This is a genomic window from Novosphingobium sp. PASSN1 (genome assembly GCF_002278815.1).
This window is the reverse complement of record NZ_NKIS01000001.1, coordinates 47,253-63,488: the sequence shown is the minus strand read 5'-3', so window position 1 is coordinate 63,488 and position 16,236 is coordinate 47,253. Positions and strand designations below refer to the sequence as shown.

The window sequence follows — 16,236 nt, the reverse complement described above, 5'->3', positions numbered from 1 at the left end:
ATGGCTGCGACTGCCCCCAAGCCAGAGGCACGCGGGAATGAAAGCCGGGGGGAAAACCGGCGCGAGGCGCTGCTCGATGCCGCCGCCGCGATGTTTGCGGCCAAAGGCTTCGACGGCACATCGATCCGCGACATTGCCGGCGCAGTGGGGATGCTGCCCGGATCGCTCTACTACCACTTCAAGTCCAAGGAAGAGCTGCTGCTCGCCGTCTACCGCAAGGGCGTCGCACGGTTCGAGGCCGCGATCGACGAAGCGCTGGGCCGCACCGTGGCCGAACCCTGGCAGGCGATCGAGGCGGCCTGCGCGGCGCACCTTTCCATCCTGCTCGATGGCGGCGACTATGCGCGAATCGTCAATCCGGAATTCGTCCGCTCGTTCCCGCCAGAGATGTTGCCGGTTCTGAACGCCGAACGCGACCGTTACGAGCGCCATTTCGAAAAGCTGATCGCCGCGCTGCCGCTGGAACCGGGGACTGATCGTTGGCTGTTCAAGGTCTCTCTGTTCGGCAGCCTGAACTGGTCGCAGACGTGGTACCGCAAGGGCCGCTACACCCCCCGCGACATCGCCGCGGCCTTCATCGGCATGTTGCGGCAACCGCGGGCGTGATGCTGCCCCTGAGGGACTCGGAAAAAGTCGGAAAAAGCCAGAAAATGGCCAAAAGGATCATCGCACTGATGCGCAGCATATGGTGCAATCAGCCGTGGCGGTTTAAATAGCCGATTAAGAGGGCCCCGGACAATGCCGGGCCGCGATAAGAGGGGTAGAGGTATGCGCATTTCCTTTATGCGAAAGCTTGGCTTGGCTTCCAGTCTGGCGCTGGCCGTGGGTGCCATCGCGGCGCCCGGTGCCATGGCCACTGTCACCGATGCGATGCTGCGCGCGGTGCCCGGCGCTGAGTGGCTGACCTATGGCGGCGACTACGCCGAACAGCGCTTCTCGCCGCTCACGATGGTGAACGAGTACAACGTCAACCAGCTTGGCCTGGCTTGGTTTGCCGACATGGACACCGCGCGCGGGCAGGAAGCCACGCCGCTGGTGCATGACGGCGTGCTCTACGTCACCACCGCGTGGTCGATGGTGAAGGCATACGACGCGAAGACCGGCAAGCCGCTGTGGGCCTATGATCCCAAAGTGCCTCGCGATACGCTCTACCGCGCCTGCTGCGATTCGGTGAACCGCGGCGTTGCGCTCTATGGCGACAAGGTGTTCGTGGCCGCGCTCGATGGGCGGCTCGTCGCGCTCGACCAGAAGACGGGCAACGTGATCTGGTCGAAGGTGACGGTGCCCGATCAAACCAACTACACGATCACCGGCGCGCCGCGCATCGTGAAGGGCCGCGTGCTGATCGGCGCGGCGGGCTCTGAATACAAGGCGCGCGGCTATATCGCTGCCTATGATACCGAGACCGGCAAGGAAGTCTGGCGCTTCAACACCGTGCCCGGCAATCCGGCGCAGGGCTTCGGCAAGGAAGGCCTCAACAAGGCCGCACACGAAGCCGCAGCCAAGACCTGGGGCAACAAGTGGTGGGAACTCGGCGGTGGTGGCACCGTATGGGATTCGATCACTTATGACCCTGAAACCAACCTTGTCCTCTTCGGCACCGGCAACGCCGAGCCGTGGAACCCGGCCGCCAATGGCCGCGCGGGTGACAGCCTCTACACGTCTTCGATCGTGGCAGTGAACGCCGATACCGGCCAATATGCCTGGCATTATCAGGAAACCCCGGAAGACCGCTGGGACTTCGATTCCGATCAGCAGATCACCATCGCCGACGTGACGATCGGCGGCGAGAAGCGCCATGTCGCGATGCATGCCCCCAAGAACGGGCATGTCTATGTGCTGGACGTGAAGACCGGCAAGTTCATCTCGGGCACGCCGTGGGTGCCGGTCAACTGGGCAACGGGCCTCGACCCCGAGACTGGCCGACCGAACATCAACCCCGATGCGCGCTATGAAAAGACCGGCAAGCCCTTCATCAGCCTCCCCGGCGCGGTGGGCGCGCACAGCTGGCAGCCGCAAAGCTATAGCCCGAAGACCGGCCTGCTTTACATCCCGACCAACCTTGCCGCCTATCCTTATGCCGCTGCAAAGGACTGGAAGCCGGGCACGTTCGGGTGGTCGATCGGGCTTGATGGCTATGCTGTGTCGATGCCCGCCGATCTCAAGGTGCAGGACGGCGCCAAGGCCGCGACCACCGGGCAGCTGGTGGCGTGGGACGTGGTGAACAAGAAAGCCGCGTGGCGTGTCAACCTGACCGGACCTTCGAACGGCGGCGTGCTCTCGACCGCAGGCAATCTCGTGTTCCAGGGCACATCAGGCGGCGATTTCGTCGCCTATACCGCAGACAAGGGCGAGAAGCTGTGGTCGTTCCCGGCACAGAGCGGCATCATCGCCGCGCCGATGACCTATGCGATTGGCGGTGAGCAGTATGTCGCCATCCTCGTCGGCTGGGGCGGCGTGTGGGATGTCGCCACCGGCGTGCTGGCCAACAAGGGCGGTGCCGGCCGCAACATCAGCCGCCTGCTGGTGTTCAAGCTCGGCGCGAACGGCCAGCTGCCCGCGCCGCCGCCGATGAACCAGATGGTGCTCGATCCCCCACCGTTCACCGGCACGGCCGCGCAGGCGACCAAGGGCGGGCAGCTCTATGGCCGCTACTGCGCCATGTGCCACGGCGACGCGGCGATTTCGGGCAGCCTCAACCCCGACTTGCGCCATTCGGGCGTGATCGGCTCGGCCGAGGCGCTGAAGTCCATCGTCATCGGTGGCCAGCTCCACGAAATGGGCATGGTCTCGTTCAAAGCCGCACTGAAGCCTGCGGACGCCGAAGCCATCCGCATGTACCTGATCAAGCGCGCCAACGAAGACAAGGCTCTCGCCGCGCGCTGAGTCATTGAAAATCTCCCGCCGGCATCGCTGGCGGGAGATTTCAAATCAGCAGATCCGGGAAGGCGGCCATGGGCAGCTGGGCTTTGAATGCCTGCCAAACGGCGGCTGCAGCTTTGCGCAGGATCATCGAAGTCCCGCGCCACGCATCTGCGTCAGCCCGTTGCGTCCGCTGAAAACCGATAGCTCGATGCGGTAACGCCGCCCATCAGATTGACGTCGTGATAGATCCGGCTGGCCGCATCCGCGCCCGCCGCGCCGAGCGCCACGAACAGCGGCACAAGGTGATCCTCGCGCGCATGGCAGACCCGCGCGAAGGGGGCCTGCTCCCAATTCAGCAGCGCCGCCTCGCGCGCGGCAGGCGGCAGGGCCAGCGCCTCGGCCAGCCACGCATCAAACGCGTTCGAGGGCTGCATGGCCGCCGGTCCGAACAGCCGCAGGTTGTGGAAACTCAGCCCTGAACCAATGATCGCAACGCCGTCCGCGCGCAGCGGTGCCAGCGCGCGGCCGATGGCGATGTGCGCCGCCGGATCGAACGAGCGCAGGATCGAAAGCTGGAGCAAGGGCATGTCGGCGGCCGGATACATCACAGCCATGGGCGCAAACGTGCCATGGTCGAAGCCCTGTGCGGCATCAAGGCTGGCGGCAATTCCGGCTCTGGCCAGCAGCGCTGCGGCCCGCTCGGCAATCGCGGGAGCACCGGGGGCCGGATAGACGACCTTGTATGTCTCTGGCGGAAATCCGCTGTAATCATAGACCATGCCCGGCCTTGCGCCGGACATGATCCGCACGTAATCCGTCTCCCAATGGCCCGATACCATCAGAATCGCCTTGGGCCGCTCCGGAAACGCCGCGACCATGTCTGTCAGCGAACGTTCGAGATTCGCAAAAATCTGCCGCATCGCCGGAATCCACGGCCAGGGGCCGCCGCCGTGTGAAATGAAATAGGTGGGCATCGGCTGGGACATGGCGGGTGCCTTCCTGTGCGGGGCGTCAGACGTTGTGGCTCTAGATCGCGGTAATATCCAGCACCGTGGGCACGGTATCGTTAAGCAGGAGGATCTTCTTGCGCGCGATCTGCCACGTTCCGCCTTCCCGCACGAGCCGATATTCATAGCGCCCGAAGAAACAGTGCGTGCGGTCCATCCGCACATCGAAGCGGTGGCAGGTGAACGCGGCAGAGACCTCGCCGTCATCGCCCTCTGCGCGGGTCACCAGCACGTTGGTCACCTGATGCACCGCGCGCGGCGGGGGCGATGAGGCGGTGGAGAGGCCCGAGGTCAGCCGCATAACCCGGTCCTCCAGATTGCGGCGGCCCTTGTAGTAGATCAACGATAGCTCGCATTCCGGGTCCTGCGTCGGCGTGGTCTCGTCGCGCCACGCCGGCATCCAGAATTCGGCATCGGGGGTAAACAACTCCAGCCATTCGCCAAAGCGGCTGCTGTCGATCAGCAGCGCCTCGCGGTAGAGCAGCTCTTCCGCCTCGCGGATCGTGAGGGCCGCGCTCATGCTGCGAACGCTCCTGCCATGCGCTGTGCCCATGCGCGGTAGTAGCTGTGATAGAGCGTCTCGTCGCAGAGCTGCGAATCCGCGAGCACGCTGCGTTCGGGATAGAGGTCGATGCGGTCAGCAAAGCGGTTGCCGCCCGCCGCGCTCGCGGTCATGCCGCGCGCATAGCCTTGCAGCCACGGCTCGGCCATCGCGGCATAGCCGATCTGGCAATTCTCATAGGAAATGGTGTCGTCGGGCGTCGCCATGCCGGTGGGGTTGAAGAAATCCTCGTACTGGCGGATGCGCTGGCGGCGCGCGGCAGCGCTTTCGCCCTTGGGCGCGATGCACCAGGTGCGCATTTCCGTGAGGCCGGGCGAAATCGGCCGGATCACACGCAGCTGGCTCGATGCGTTTTCCGCGACTTGCAGGTTGGGAAAGATCGTGAGGTTGCGCATGTTGAACATCCAATCGCGCTTGCCCTCGCCGTGGCGCTCGGCCAGCTCGCCCGCGCGTTCATAGAGCGGGATCGCAGCCGTCACGCCGAACACGCCCCAATTGAGCACGTGGCCATTGGCAAAGCTGAAGCTGCCACCGCCCACGCCCTTGGTGTCTTCCTTCCAGTAATCACTGTTTTCCCACACCGAGGCGACCACGCTGTCGCTCATCTCCTGCTGCCGCCGTTCCAGCACGCGGATGTAGGAAGGGTGCGCGGAGGTGAAGTGATAAGCGTCGGAACAGTTTTCCAGCTGGAGCTTCCAGTTCGCCTCGAACGTGAAGGTCACCTGCCCCGGCACGAGTTCCAGCCCGTCATTGCTTTGATCGGCCACCAGATCGAGCAGCTTGGCCGCCTCCCCCAGATAGTCGGCCAGCGGCGGCACGTCGGCGGCAAGGCTGCCGAACAGGAAGCCGCGGTGGTTGGCAAAATGCGGCAGCGGCGCAAGGCCGTGATCGTCGCGGTCGAACGCCGCGGAATAGCAGCCCGCGGCCTTCCACTTCACCGCCTTGTTGCGGCCCGCGCTGTCGAAGGTCCAGCTGTGATAGGGGCACACGTGCAGCCGCGCGGTGCCCTGCCGCAGCTGCGCGATCCGTGCGCCCTTGTGCGGGCAGGAATTGAGGAACGCGCGCAAGGTGCCCGCATCGTCACGCTGCACCAGCACTGGTACGCGCCCGGCAAAGGTGGTGAAATAGTCGTGCGGCCCCGGTGCCTGGCTTTCGAGGCCGAGGAATATCCACCCGCCTTCGAACAGCGTGCGCATTTCCGCCTCGAACACGGCAGGATCGGTGAAGATCGCGCGGCTCACGCGAAACACGCCCTCGTCCGGGCGGTCGTCGATCAGATCGGATAGCCTGAGGGTCATGCCACCACCGCCTCGACCAACGTGGGGCCGGTTGCGGCCAGCGACCATGCCAGCGCTTCATCGAGCGACTGGGCATCGGCGGCGCGGCGCGCGGCAACCCCGTGTCCTTCGGCCAGCTTGCAGAAATCCAGTTCGGGAAATGTCGTGCCGACCAGTTCCTGCATCCCGAAAATGCGGCCGAAGTGATGCAGCGCTTCGTAGCGGTTGTTCTTCAGGATCACGAAGCTGACCGCCAACCCGTGCTGCGCCGCCGCGTGGAGGCCCTGGATCGCATACATCGCGGAGCCATCGCCAATAAGGGCGATCACCTTGTCATGCGGGCGCGCCATCGCCAGGCCAATCGCTGCGGGCAGACCGTGGCCCAGTCCGCCGCTGGCCGTGGTGTAGAACGTGTTCTTGCGCAGGATCGGCAGATGATCGTGCATCGGTCCGCGGCTGGAAGGCGCTTCCTCCACGATCACGCTCTCGGGCGCGCGCAGCGCGGCGAGGCGGCTCAAGACATAGGCGTCGGTCATCGCATCGCCGGTAGTGGGCACCGGTGCGGCACTGCGCGGCGCGGGCGCGGTGCGCGGCGGGCTGCCCGCCTGCGCCAGAAGCGCTGCCGCTGCCGCCTTGCACCCTGCCACGATGGCGGTGCCCGCAGGCGCCCATGCGGCGTGGACATGGTTGTCGCCAATCAGCCAGACGTCGCAGCCGTCCGGCACATGGGGCCCGTGTCCCTCGACATGGTAGAGGCTCATCGGGCCGCCCAGCGCGAGCACGAAATCATGGCACGAAAGCGCGCTGACAATCGCCTCGCGCCCGGCAGTGAGGAAGCCCGCAAACAGCGGATGATCTTCGGGGAAGCTGCACCTGGCCGACATCGGCGCGACCCACACGGCGGCCTGATGCCGCTCTGCCAGTGCAATTACCTCGTCCCACGCATCATCGCGCGCGGCCCCTGCCCCCACCACGATGGCAGGCCGCTGCGCCTGCGCCAACGCGCGCGCACAGGCGGCCAGCGCGCCAGCATCCGCCGCGCGCCCGGCATGGACCGTGCGCGGCGCGAAAGGTTCGCAGTCCCGGTCCCAATCGTCGATGGGGATCGAAACGAAGGTCGGCCCGCACGGCGGCTCCATCGCCACCAGCCACGCGCGGTGGATCGCGGCGGGCACATCTTCTGCCCGCGCCGGTTCGCACGACCATTTGACGAACGGGCGTGGAAACTCCGCCGCGCGCTCGGCAAACAGGAACGGCTCATAGGGCAGGATCGAGCGCGCCTGCTGCCCGGCGGTCACCACCAGCGGGGTCTGGTTCTTGAAGGCGGTGAACAGGTTGCCCAGCGCATGGCCCACACCCGCCGAGCTGTGCAGGTTGACGATGGCCGCGCGCCCGGTGCCTTGCGCATAGCCATCGGCCATGCCCAGCACGACGCTTTCCTGCAGGCCCATCACATAGCGGAAATCCTTGGGAAAATCCCGGAACATCGGCAGTTCGGTGGAACCGGGATTGCCGAACACCGTGGTCATCCCCAGCTCGCGCAGCAGATCGATGGTAACGGCGCGGACGGTTGGCATGGCTCTTCCCCGGATGTGTGCTTTGGACTGAAAATGAACCGTTCGGCATTGCAAGACAATTGCATTGTGGCCGCAAAGTCATACGCTCTTCGCATGGATTTCGATGAACGCCAGCTACGCGCCTTTCTCGCCATTGCCGATACCGGCAGCCTTGGCCGTGCAGCCCGCGTGGTGAACCTCACCCAGCCCTCGCTCAGCCGGCTGGTGCAGACGATGGAAGCCCGGCTCGGCCACCGCCTGTTCGAACGCGGCGGCAAGGGCATGGCGCTCTCCGAAGCGGGCACGCTGATGCTGCCGCGCGCGCGCCATCTGATGGGTGAAATGCAGGCGGCGCGCGATGAACTCGCCGCGCTCGGCGGCCTCCGGCGCGGCACGGTGCGCGTCGGCGCGGTGGCCGCCGTAATGCGCACACTGGTGGCCGATACCGCTGCGCGCGTGCTAGCCGAAACCCCGCTGCTTTCGTTCGATCTGATCGAGGCGGTCGATGGCGAGCTGCTCGAAGCCCTGCTCACGCGCCGAGTAGATCTGGTCGTCACCTCGCGCCCGCTGTTACACCGCGATGTGACCGCCATCGGCCTTGGCGCCTACAGCGATGCCTTTGCTGTGTTCGGCGCTGCCCGGCATCCGCTCGGCGAAAATGCCGCCCTGCCCGCTGCGCTGGCTTACGGCTGGGTGATGCCCGGCTTCGCGTTCACCCCGCGCGCGCAGTTCGAGGACATCATCGCGCAGCACAGCCTGGCGCCCCCACGGATCGCGGTCGAATGCAGTTCGGTCGAAGCGATGATCGCGGTTTCGGCGCGCAGCGATCTCCTGTGCTGGCTGCCCGAGCCTTTGCTGGCACCGCACATCGCCAATGGCACGATGCGCAACCTGGCGATCCCCGAACTCGCCATCGACCGGCGCTTCATCCTGCACCGGCGGCGCTCCGGGGTCTTGCCCGAAGCGGCGCGCCAGTTCGTGCAGCATTTCCCGCTGCAAGGCGAAATGCGGGCTTGACCAACATTTCGCCGGGCCTGGATACTCGCGCACACATGCATGCACGTGAGGAGTTCGCCGGGATGGAAAACGTTGTGGTCGTCGGTGCCGGTGCCATGGGCTGCCTGTTCGCGGCGCGGCTTGCCCTAGCCGGTGCTCGCGTCACAGTGGTCGATGTCGACCGCGCCCGCCTTGCCTGCATTGCCGAGGAAGGCATCCGCCTGCACGATGCCAGCGGCGATCATGTCGTGCGCGTCGCTGCCTGCACGGCCGAGGAAACGGACCGCGCCGATCTCGTGCTGCTGTTCACCAAGGCGATGCATAGCCGCGCGGCCATCGCCTCCGTCGCGCACCTTGCGGATGGCAAGTGCTGCGCTCTCACCCTGCAAAACGGCCTCGGCAATGCCGAAGCGATGGCCGAAGTCTTTCCGGCCGCGAACGTGCTGGTCGGTGTGACCGACTGGCCCGCCGATTTCGCGCCTCCCAACGGTGTATCGGCACACGGCGAAGGCCATGTCTGGCTCGGCGCATTCCAGCCAGCGGGAGAGGCTGCGGCTTTGGCCGCCACCCGCCTGCTCAATGCTGCAAACATGGGGGCGCAGCATGATGGTGCAATACTCGCCGCGATCTGGGAAAAGGCGGCGTTCAACGCCGCGCTCAATGCGCTGTCGACGATCCTTAACCTGCCCGTCGGCGGGCTCGATACGCCGGATGGGCGGACGATTGCGACTGCCGTGATCGATGAAACCATCGCCGTGGCCGCCGCATCAGGAATCGCGATGGACCGCGCACGCCTGCTCGCGAAAACGGACTTCGCGCTGGCCAACCACAAGGCGCACAAGCCTTCGATGCTGCAAGACCGGCTTGCCCGACGCGCCACCGAGATCGAGGCAATCAACGGCCAGATCGTCAAGGCCGCAGCGGCGGCAGGGCTGGCCGCCCCGGTTACCGCCACACTCGCCGCACTGGTCAGGATGGGGGAGCCGGACTGAGAATCGCAACCGCAAAGCGCAAGTGCAGGCGCGCAACCGTCATTTGACTGTGACTTTGCCTGCTGTCTCATCCTGGTACCGCAACCGCTTGACCAACGGCCTCATTCACTTGACGAGTGACAAGCTGGCTGCATCGGCGTAACGGCGCGACCAATGCACTTCTTGCGCACCTTTTCCCGCGGGCACTACCGGCTGGCCATGCTGCTGGCCTGTCTCGCGCTCGTGCTCAAGGCAGCGGTGCCAACCGGCTTCATGGTGGGCACCGAAGGCAAATCGCTGACCATTCTTGTCTGCGGTGACGTCTCGGGCGATCACCTCACAAAGCAGATCACGATCCCCGGCAAGGCCGAAGGTCAGGCCAAGACGAACGAGAGCTGCCCTTACTCCTCGCTGTCCTTTGCTTCGCTGGATGCGGGCCTCCCCCCCTTTGTCGCGCTCGCAATTGCCTTCCTGCTCCTGCTGGGCTTTGCGCCCGTGCGCATTCCGCACCTTGCCAGTGCCAGCCACATCCGCCCGCCGCTGCGCGGACCACCTGCCCTGATCTGACAGACTGACCGGCCTCACCCCGCGTGAGGCTACCTGACAGATTTGCCCCGCGCGCCCGTGCGCGCGCCGGGCACGGTGGATACCAAACATGAAGACATCACTGGCTGCGCTCGGCCTTGCGCTGAGCCTCGCTGTTGCGCCTGCCTGGGCGCAGGACCTCCCCGCACCGAACGCCGAAATTCCGGAAAGCTCCATCCTCGTTGTCGGGCAGAAAGACGCCCCTCCGGCCCCAGATGTCCGGAAGGACTGCGCACGACGGCCAGACCATGTGCATGACCGGCACTGGCATGCGCGATCATCGTCAGGGTGTTCCTGAGTGCGGAATCTTGGGCGCTGCTACTTAAGCCGCCCGTGAACCGTGGTGAATGGTCATCGCCATAGAGCTCAGACCAAATTCAAGCACCTCCAGGATCGGACAACTGCCACGCCTAAGTTGCGTTCATGAAGAGCCGTCGGCCCTTTGGCTGACCAGGTTCAAGGCGTTGTTCGCCGTACAAATTCGAAAGGCATTTTATGAAAACGTCCCTGTTCGCCCTTGCTGCGGCCGTAAGTGCTACGCCCGCTCTCGCAGAAGAATCTGCGGCTGAAGATCGCACCATCATTGTAGTCGCGCGCACGCAGTCTGATCTGGCTGAAGCTGAAGCCAGACGCACGGCGGGCGGTGCTACCGTTGTGACCCATGACGATTATGCCGACAAATCGCTCGTTTCACTGCGAGATACCCTTGGCTACACGCCGGGTGTCTACGTCCAGCCTCGCTTCGGTCAGGAAATTCGGATTTCGATCCGTGGCTCCGGTCTCTCGCGTGGCTTCCACATGCGCGGCCTGACCCTTCTGCAGGACGGCATTCCGATCAATCTGGCGGACGACAACGGCGATTTTCAGGAACTGGAACCTACCTTCTTCGACCATCTGGAAGTCTATCGCGGCGCCAACGCCCTCCGCTTCGGGTCGGGCACCTTGGGCGGTGCCATCAACGGGGTTACCCCCACAGGCCGCACTGCACCCGGTGTTTATGCCCGGCTGGATGGCGGCACATTCGATACCGCAAGGCTTCTGGTTGCAGGCGGTTTCGCCACCGATCGCACCGATGGCTGGCTGGCCGCGAGTGCGGACACATCCATCGGGGATCGCGATCATGCCAAACGGCAATCGCTGCGTTTCCATGGCAATCTCGGGTTCAAGCTTTCCGATACCGTAAGCACACGGATTTATGCCAGCTACAACAATATCGATCAGGAACTTCCCGGCGCCTTGAGCCGGTCGACAGCCTTGACCGCCCCCAAGACTGGCAATTTCTTCGGCAATCAGCAGCGTGACATCAATTCCGTGCGTCTACAAAATCGAACGACGGTCGATCTCGGTGCCCTCAAGGTCAATCTGGGCGTGTTCTACAACCACAAGGAACTCTTCCATCCCATCTTTCAGGTCATTGACCAGAAATCGGATGACCTTGGTGCATTCTTCCGGGCTGATTATGCAGCAGGTCCGCTCGAACTCACTGTGGGCGGCGAGACACGCCATGGCACGGTTAATTCCCAGCGCTTCGTCAACCTGAACGGCATCAGCGGCAACCAGACATTTGCGGCTGACCAGAAGGCCCGCACTTCATCGCTCTATGCGGAACTGCGTTATCGCGCGGCCGAGAAACTCACGCTGATTGCAGGCGGCGTCTACGCCGATGGTTTCAGGCGGCAGCATGAAACCTACAACAGCTTCGCGGGCGGTCCCCGCGACGTCAAAGGCCGTGCATCATTCAATCAGTTCTCGCCAAAAGCGGGGCTGCTTTACGAAGCCAGCCCGGAAATCCAGATTTTTGCAAACTACAGCAAATCGGCCGAGTTTCCCGGATTCATCGAACTGGCGCAAATCTCGCAGTTCGTTCCCATCGACGCGCAGCGGGCCTGGACAGCCGAATTCGGAACGCGCGGAAAGCTGGGGATCGCGAGCTGGGAAGTCTCCTTTTATCGCGCGGATCTGAAGGGCGAGATCCTCCAGTTCAACACGGGCCCGGATGTTCCGGCTTCGACCTTCAATGCTCGAAAGACGCGTCACCAAGGTATCGAAGCGGGCCTCTCGCTAGATATCAAGCCCTGGCTGCGCCTTCGCCAAGTCTATCAGTATGCCGACTTCCGGTTCCGCGAAGATTCGCAGTACGCAAACAACCGTCTGCCGGTCATCCCGCGCCACAGCTATCGCGGCGAGTTGCGCTTCGGAACCGACCGGTTGCATCTTGCCCCCTCGCTCGAGTGGGTTCCCCAAGGTGCCTGGGCCGATTACCGGAACACCACCCGAACTCCGGGCTATGTGCTTCTGGGCCTGACCGCCGGGGCAACCGTGCGCGACGGGATCGATCTTTTCGTCGATGGCCGCAACATCACGGGCAAAAAGGCCATCGGCGACATTTCCGCGGCCATCACGGCCACGGATGCGTCGGTCATCTATTATCCTGTTGAACGTCGCGCCGTGTTCGCTGGCGTTCGCGCTCGCTTCTGATTGGAGGCCATGATGGATCGGAACGCATTGTACCGCACAGTGTGGCGCTGGCACTTCTATGCCGGGCTGTTCGTCATGCCGATGGTGGTGATCCTGGCGCTCACCGGCGCGGTCTACTTGTTCAAGCCGCAAGTCGAAGCGTGGGAGGAACGCGCCTGGCGCGGCCTCTCGGCGGCACAGGCAGCCTCCCCCGATGCGCAAGTCAAGGCCGCGCTGGCCGCCTTCCCAGGCAGCCGGTTCCACTCCTACCGCCTGCCCGAAGCGGAAAGCGATGCCGCGCTGATCCACCTCGCGCTGCCAGATCACGCCATGCGCGATGTCTTCGTCTCGCCCGCAGGCACGGTTGTCGGCGCGCTCGATCCGGAATGGCGGATCATGCAGGTGGTGCAGGAAATCCACGGGCAGCTGCTCATCGGCAAGCAGGGGAGCTGGCTGGTGGAGCTGGCGGCCAGCTGGGCCATCGTGATGATCCTGACCGGGCTTTACCTGTGGTGGCCGAGGGGGCGCGGCCTTGCCGGGGTGATCTGGCCGCGACTTCAGGGCGGCGCGCGCGTGTTCCTGCGCGATCTTCATGCCGTCACCGGCTTCTGGGTCGCGGGTCTTGCGCTCGTGCTGCTGGTGACAGGGCTGCCCTGGGCCGATGTCTGGGGCAGCGCGTTCAAGGCGGTGCGCACCGAAATGGGCTGGATCAAGGGCAAGCAGGACTGGACCATTGGCGGTGCCCCCGCCAGCGGCGGTGACCATGCCGGGCATGACCACGGCACCATGCCCGGCGCAATGCCCCCCGGCACGATGCCCGCAGGCACGCACCGGATGCCCGATGGCACCGTGATGGCAGGCCCGGCCATGTCGGCCGTATCGATCAGCGAGATCGTGGCCGAAGCGAAAAGCCGCCACCTGCCCTTCCCGGTAATCGTGACCCCGCCGGGCAGCGCCCCGCCGTTCGGGGGGAAGGCGAGCGGCGGATGGTCCGTCCGCAGCGACACCCAGAACCGCCCGTTGCGCACCGCGCTCACTTTCGATCCAGCAACAGGCCAGGAAACCAGCCGCGAAGTCTTTGCCGACAAGCACGTGATCGACCGCGTCGTCGGCTACGGCGTCGCCTGGCACGAAGGGCAGCTGTTCGGCCTCGTCAACCAGTTGATCGGCGTGGCGACAGCGGCGATGCTGATCACGATGTCGGTCTCCGGCTTCCTACTCTGGCGGCGGCGCAAACCGGCGGACCAGCTCGGCGCACCGCCCCAGCCCACCCTGCCCCCGCGCATGGGCGGCGCAGTGCTCATCACCCTTGCCCTTGCCGCACTGCTTCCGCTGCTGGCCATCTCGATGGTGGCAATGCTGCTCCTCGAATATGCACTGCCACGGCTCCTGCCCCGTGCGGCGCGATGGTTGGGCTTGCGGATCCCGAACAAAGCGGCCGCGCAATAGCGCCCGAGACGGCGGCGCTGGCGATGCAGGAGGGGGCAAGCCAGCGCCGTTATTTGTCGTTGCCGTAGTGATCGGCCGTATGCTCGCCGGTGAGACCGTGGGTGTAGGACGCCGGATCCAGCGCGAGCATGGTCTTGTCCCAGACGGCCCAACTCTGCGCCAGATCTGCGTAGATGTCTGGTTTGCGCAGCTTGAGGTTGGCGCGTTCGAGCGGATCGGCGACCACATCGAACAGGAATGTGTTGTCCTCGATCTTGAGGTACTTGAACCGGCCCTTGCGCGCGGCCTGCTGGCCGTGGCCCTTGTAGCGCCAGAACAAGGTGCGCTCGGGCAGCGCCCCGCCTTCGAGTGCAGCGCGAAGGTCTGTTCCATCGGGCGCGAAATCCGCATCAGCCGCGCCGCCAGCGGCCGCCACGAAAGTCGGCAGCCAATCCATCGAGATGATCTGCGCGTCGCTGGTGCTGCCGGGCTTCGTCACGCCCGGCCAGCGCACGATGGCCGGAATGCGCAGCCCGCCTTCGAGCAATTCGGTCTTGTGCCCGCTGAAGGGCCAGGTGTCGGAAAAGCGTTCTCCGCCGTTGTCGCTGGTGAACACCACGATGGTGTTGTCCGCCTGCCCGCTGGCGGCCAGCGCATCGAGAATGCGCCCAACCTGAAGATCCAGCCGGGTGACCATCGCCGCATAAGTCGCAGCACTACCGCCGTCATAATGGAACTGCGCTTCCGGATTGCCGAGCGCGGCAAGGCGGCGCGCTTCGGCTTCGTCTTCCGGGGTTTCCCACGGCCAGTGCGGGGCGGTGAAATGCAGGCTCATGAACCACGGGCGCGAACGCTGGCCAAATTCGCGCAGCACATCGATCGCGTGATCGGCCAGAAGATCGGTGGTGTATCCCGCTTTCGCGAGCGGGGTCGGGCCGTCCCACAAGTCGGGCTTGCCGTTGCTGGAGGCGTGGGTAAAATAGTCGATGGCACCGCCGCGCAGGCCCCAGAAGTGCTCGTATCCGCTCTTCAGCGGGTCAAAGGCGGGCAAGCTGCCGAGGTGCCACTTGCCGACCAGTGCGGTTGCATAACCGGCCTTGCGCAGCAGCGATGGCAGCGTCGGATGCTCGGGGGGAAGTCCGATATTCTCCCGGTTGGCGAGGGGTTCTTCTAGGCCGACAGGCAACCGGTACTGATAGCGCCCGGTGATCAGCGCGACCCGCGTTGCCGTGCAGACGGCGCTGTTGGCATAGGCGCTGGTAAACCGCAGGCCCTCGCTGGCGAGCTGGTCGAGCCGCGGTGTCTGGTAATCGCGCCGTCCGTAGCACGAGAGGTCGGCATAGCCCATGTCGTCGGCCAGAATGAACAGGATGTTGGGCCGCCGCCCGGGCTGCGCCGCCAGCGCGCCCTTGGGCAAGGCAGCCGTACCGGCACCGGCGGCGGCAAGAGAGAGGGCGGCGCGGCGCGAGAGCGTTGCTGACACGGAGATGCGATACTTTCGACTGGAGGATGCCCCGGCACCGCTTGGGCGCCGGGGCTTGAAACAACGAATCAGGCCGGCTCGGTCGCCCGTGCCTTTTCCTTCTTTACCGTGCGGCTGCGGCGGCCGTCGATAGCGACGGGAACTTCGCCGTTGACCGTCGCGCGGCGCAGTGTGCGGCGCTGCAGGCCGAAATCGGCGATGGCGCGGTGCTGGGTAGATTGGTTATCCCAGAACGCCACATCGCCCGCGCGCCAGCGCCAGCGCACGACGTTTTCTGGCCGCGTGATGTGATCCTGCAGGATGTTGAACAGGCGGGCGGAGTCCGCCTGGTTCAGCCCGACGAACTGCTTGACGAAGTGCCCCAGCAGCAGGCTGCGTTGGCCCGACACGGGGTGCACGCGCACGACAGGATGCTCGGTCTCATAGACGGTCGAGGCGAACACATTCTGGTTGAACTGCGAGCGGCTCTTCTCCGCCTCGTCGTTCTTCGGTGCGTTCTGGAGCACAGCGGCGTAGTCGTAGACGTTGGTGTGGACGGCCCAGAGGGTGTTCACCAGCTGGCGCAGCGGTTCGGGCAGGCCTTCATAGGCCGTCTCGCCATTGGCCCACAGCGTATCGCCGCCCGCTTCCGGAATGGTGATCGCGCGCAGGATCGATCCCTTGGGATAGGCATCCACGAACGTCACGTCGGTGTGCCAGCTGGAAGCGGCATAGCCTTCCTTGCTGTCAAGCTCGAGCAAGTAGCGCGAACCTTCGGCGACCGGCACGGTGGGGTGCGCGACGGGATCGCCGAAGCGCGCGGCGAAGGCTTCGTGGCGGTCGTCGGTCAGATCGTGCTGATCGCGGAAGAACACGACCTTGTGGCGCACGACGGCGTCCTTGATCGCCTCGATCACGCTTTCGTCGAGATCGTCGGCGAGGCGCACGCCTCTGATTTCAGCGCCGATCGTGCCGGTGACGGGGACGATCTCCAGCGGCGAGGCAGGGTCTTTGGCATTCACGTAAGTGGTAATGGCAGTCATGGTCGTTCTCCTGAGGGACTGGAGGGG

Annotated in this window: 13 protein-coding genes; 7 read left to right on the top strand and 6 right to left on the bottom strand. The window is 64.9% G+C overall.

Translation table 11 applies throughout. The features are described from left to right. Positions 1-606 (top strand): TetR/AcrR family transcriptional regulator, encoded by a 606-nt coding sequence (locus tag CFE35_RS00275; protein ID WP_292926753.1) that lies wholly within the window; start codon positions 1-3, stop codon positions 604-606. 192 nt (positions 607-798) lie between these two features. Beyond that, positions 799-2,886 (top strand): PQQ-dependent dehydrogenase, methanol/ethanol family, encoded by a 2,088-nt coding sequence (locus CFE35_RS00270; RefSeq protein ID WP_292926751.1) that lies wholly within the window; start codon positions 799-801, stop codon positions 2,884-2,886. Between the two features lie 152 nt (positions 2,887-3,038). Here the strand turns inward: CFE35_RS00270 and CFE35_RS00265 are convergent, their stop codons facing one another. Genes CFE35_RS00265 through mdlC form a run of 4 tightly spaced genes read right to left on the bottom strand, consistent with a single transcriptional unit; the run spans position 3,039 to position 7,288 of the window. Then, the gene (locus CFE35_RS00265) at positions 3,039-3,851 is read right to left on the bottom strand and encodes a class III extradiol ring-cleavage dioxygenase (RefSeq protein WP_292926749.1); all 813 of its coding nucleotides are present in this window, start codon (positions 3,849-3,851) and stop codon (positions 3,039-3,041) included. A 40-nt stretch (positions 3,852-3,891) separates the two neighbouring features. After that, positions 3,892-4,392 (bottom strand): aromatic-ring-hydroxylating dioxygenase subunit beta, encoded by a 501-nt coding sequence (locus CFE35_RS00260; protein ID WP_292926747.1) that lies wholly within the window; start codon positions 4,390-4,392, stop codon positions 3,892-3,894. Next, positions 4,389-5,732: an aromatic ring-hydroxylating dioxygenase subunit alpha gene (locus tag CFE35_RS00255; RefSeq protein ID WP_292926745.1), complete on the bottom strand. Its 1,344-nt coding sequence runs from the start codon at positions 5,730-5,732 to the stop codon at positions 4,389-4,391. Before CFE35_RS00255 ends, CFE35_RS00260 begins: the two co-directional genes overlap by 4 nt. Further along, entirely contained in the window at positions 5,729-7,288 is a 1,560-nt protein-coding gene (gene mdlC, locus CFE35_RS00250; RefSeq protein WP_292926743.1) for a benzoylformate decarboxylase, read from the bottom strand. The genes CFE35_RS00255 and mdlC overlap by 4 nt, the downstream gene beginning before the upstream one ends. A 93-nt stretch (positions 7,289-7,381) precedes the next feature. Here mdlC and CFE35_RS00245 point away from each other — a divergent pair, with 93 nt between their 5' ends. The 5 genes from CFE35_RS00245 (at position 7,382) to CFE35_RS00225 (ending at position 13,725) form a co-directional block, all read left to right on the top strand. After that, the gene (locus CFE35_RS00245; RefSeq protein WP_292926741.1) at positions 7,382-8,284 is read left to right on the top strand and encodes a LysR family transcriptional regulator; all 903 of its coding nucleotides are present in this window, start codon (positions 7,382-7,384) and stop codon (positions 8,282-8,284) included. Between the two features lie 62 nt (positions 8,285-8,346). After that, complete coding sequence (locus CFE35_RS00240) at positions 8,347-9,255, top strand: ketopantoate reductase family protein (protein WP_292926739.1); 909 nt, start codon at positions 8,347-8,349, stop codon at positions 9,253-9,255. Between the two features lie 162 nt (positions 9,256-9,417). Continuing rightward, on the top strand, positions 9,418-9,801 hold the full coding sequence (locus CFE35_RS00235) for a hypothetical protein (protein ID WP_292926737.1): 384 nt from the start codon (positions 9,418-9,420) through the stop codon (positions 9,799-9,801). 513 nt (positions 9,802-10,314) lie between these two features. Then, positions 10,315-12,297, top strand: a complete 1,983-nt coding sequence (locus CFE35_RS00230) for a TonB-dependent receptor (RefSeq protein ID WP_292926735.1) — start codon at positions 10,315-10,317, stop codon at positions 12,295-12,297. 12 nt (positions 12,298-12,309) lie between these two features. Beyond that, the gene (locus tag CFE35_RS00225) at positions 12,310-13,725 is read left to right on the top strand and encodes a PepSY domain-containing protein (protein WP_292926733.1); all 1,416 of its coding nucleotides are present in this window, start codon (positions 12,310-12,312) and stop codon (positions 13,723-13,725) included. A 49-nt stretch (positions 13,726-13,774) separates the two neighbouring features. Here the strand turns inward: CFE35_RS00225 and CFE35_RS00220 are convergent, their stop codons facing one another. After that, entirely contained in the window at positions 13,775-15,187 is a 1,413-nt protein-coding gene (locus tag CFE35_RS00220) for a sulfatase-like hydrolase/transferase (RefSeq protein ID WP_292926731.1), read from the bottom strand. Between the two features lie 68 nt (positions 15,188-15,255). Further along, a complete protein-coding gene (locus CFE35_RS00215) occupies positions 15,256-16,209 on the bottom strand; it encodes a TauD/TfdA family dioxygenase (protein WP_292926729.1) in 954 nt (317 codons plus the stop codon). Between the last annotated feature and the right edge of the window lie 27 nt (positions 16,210-16,236).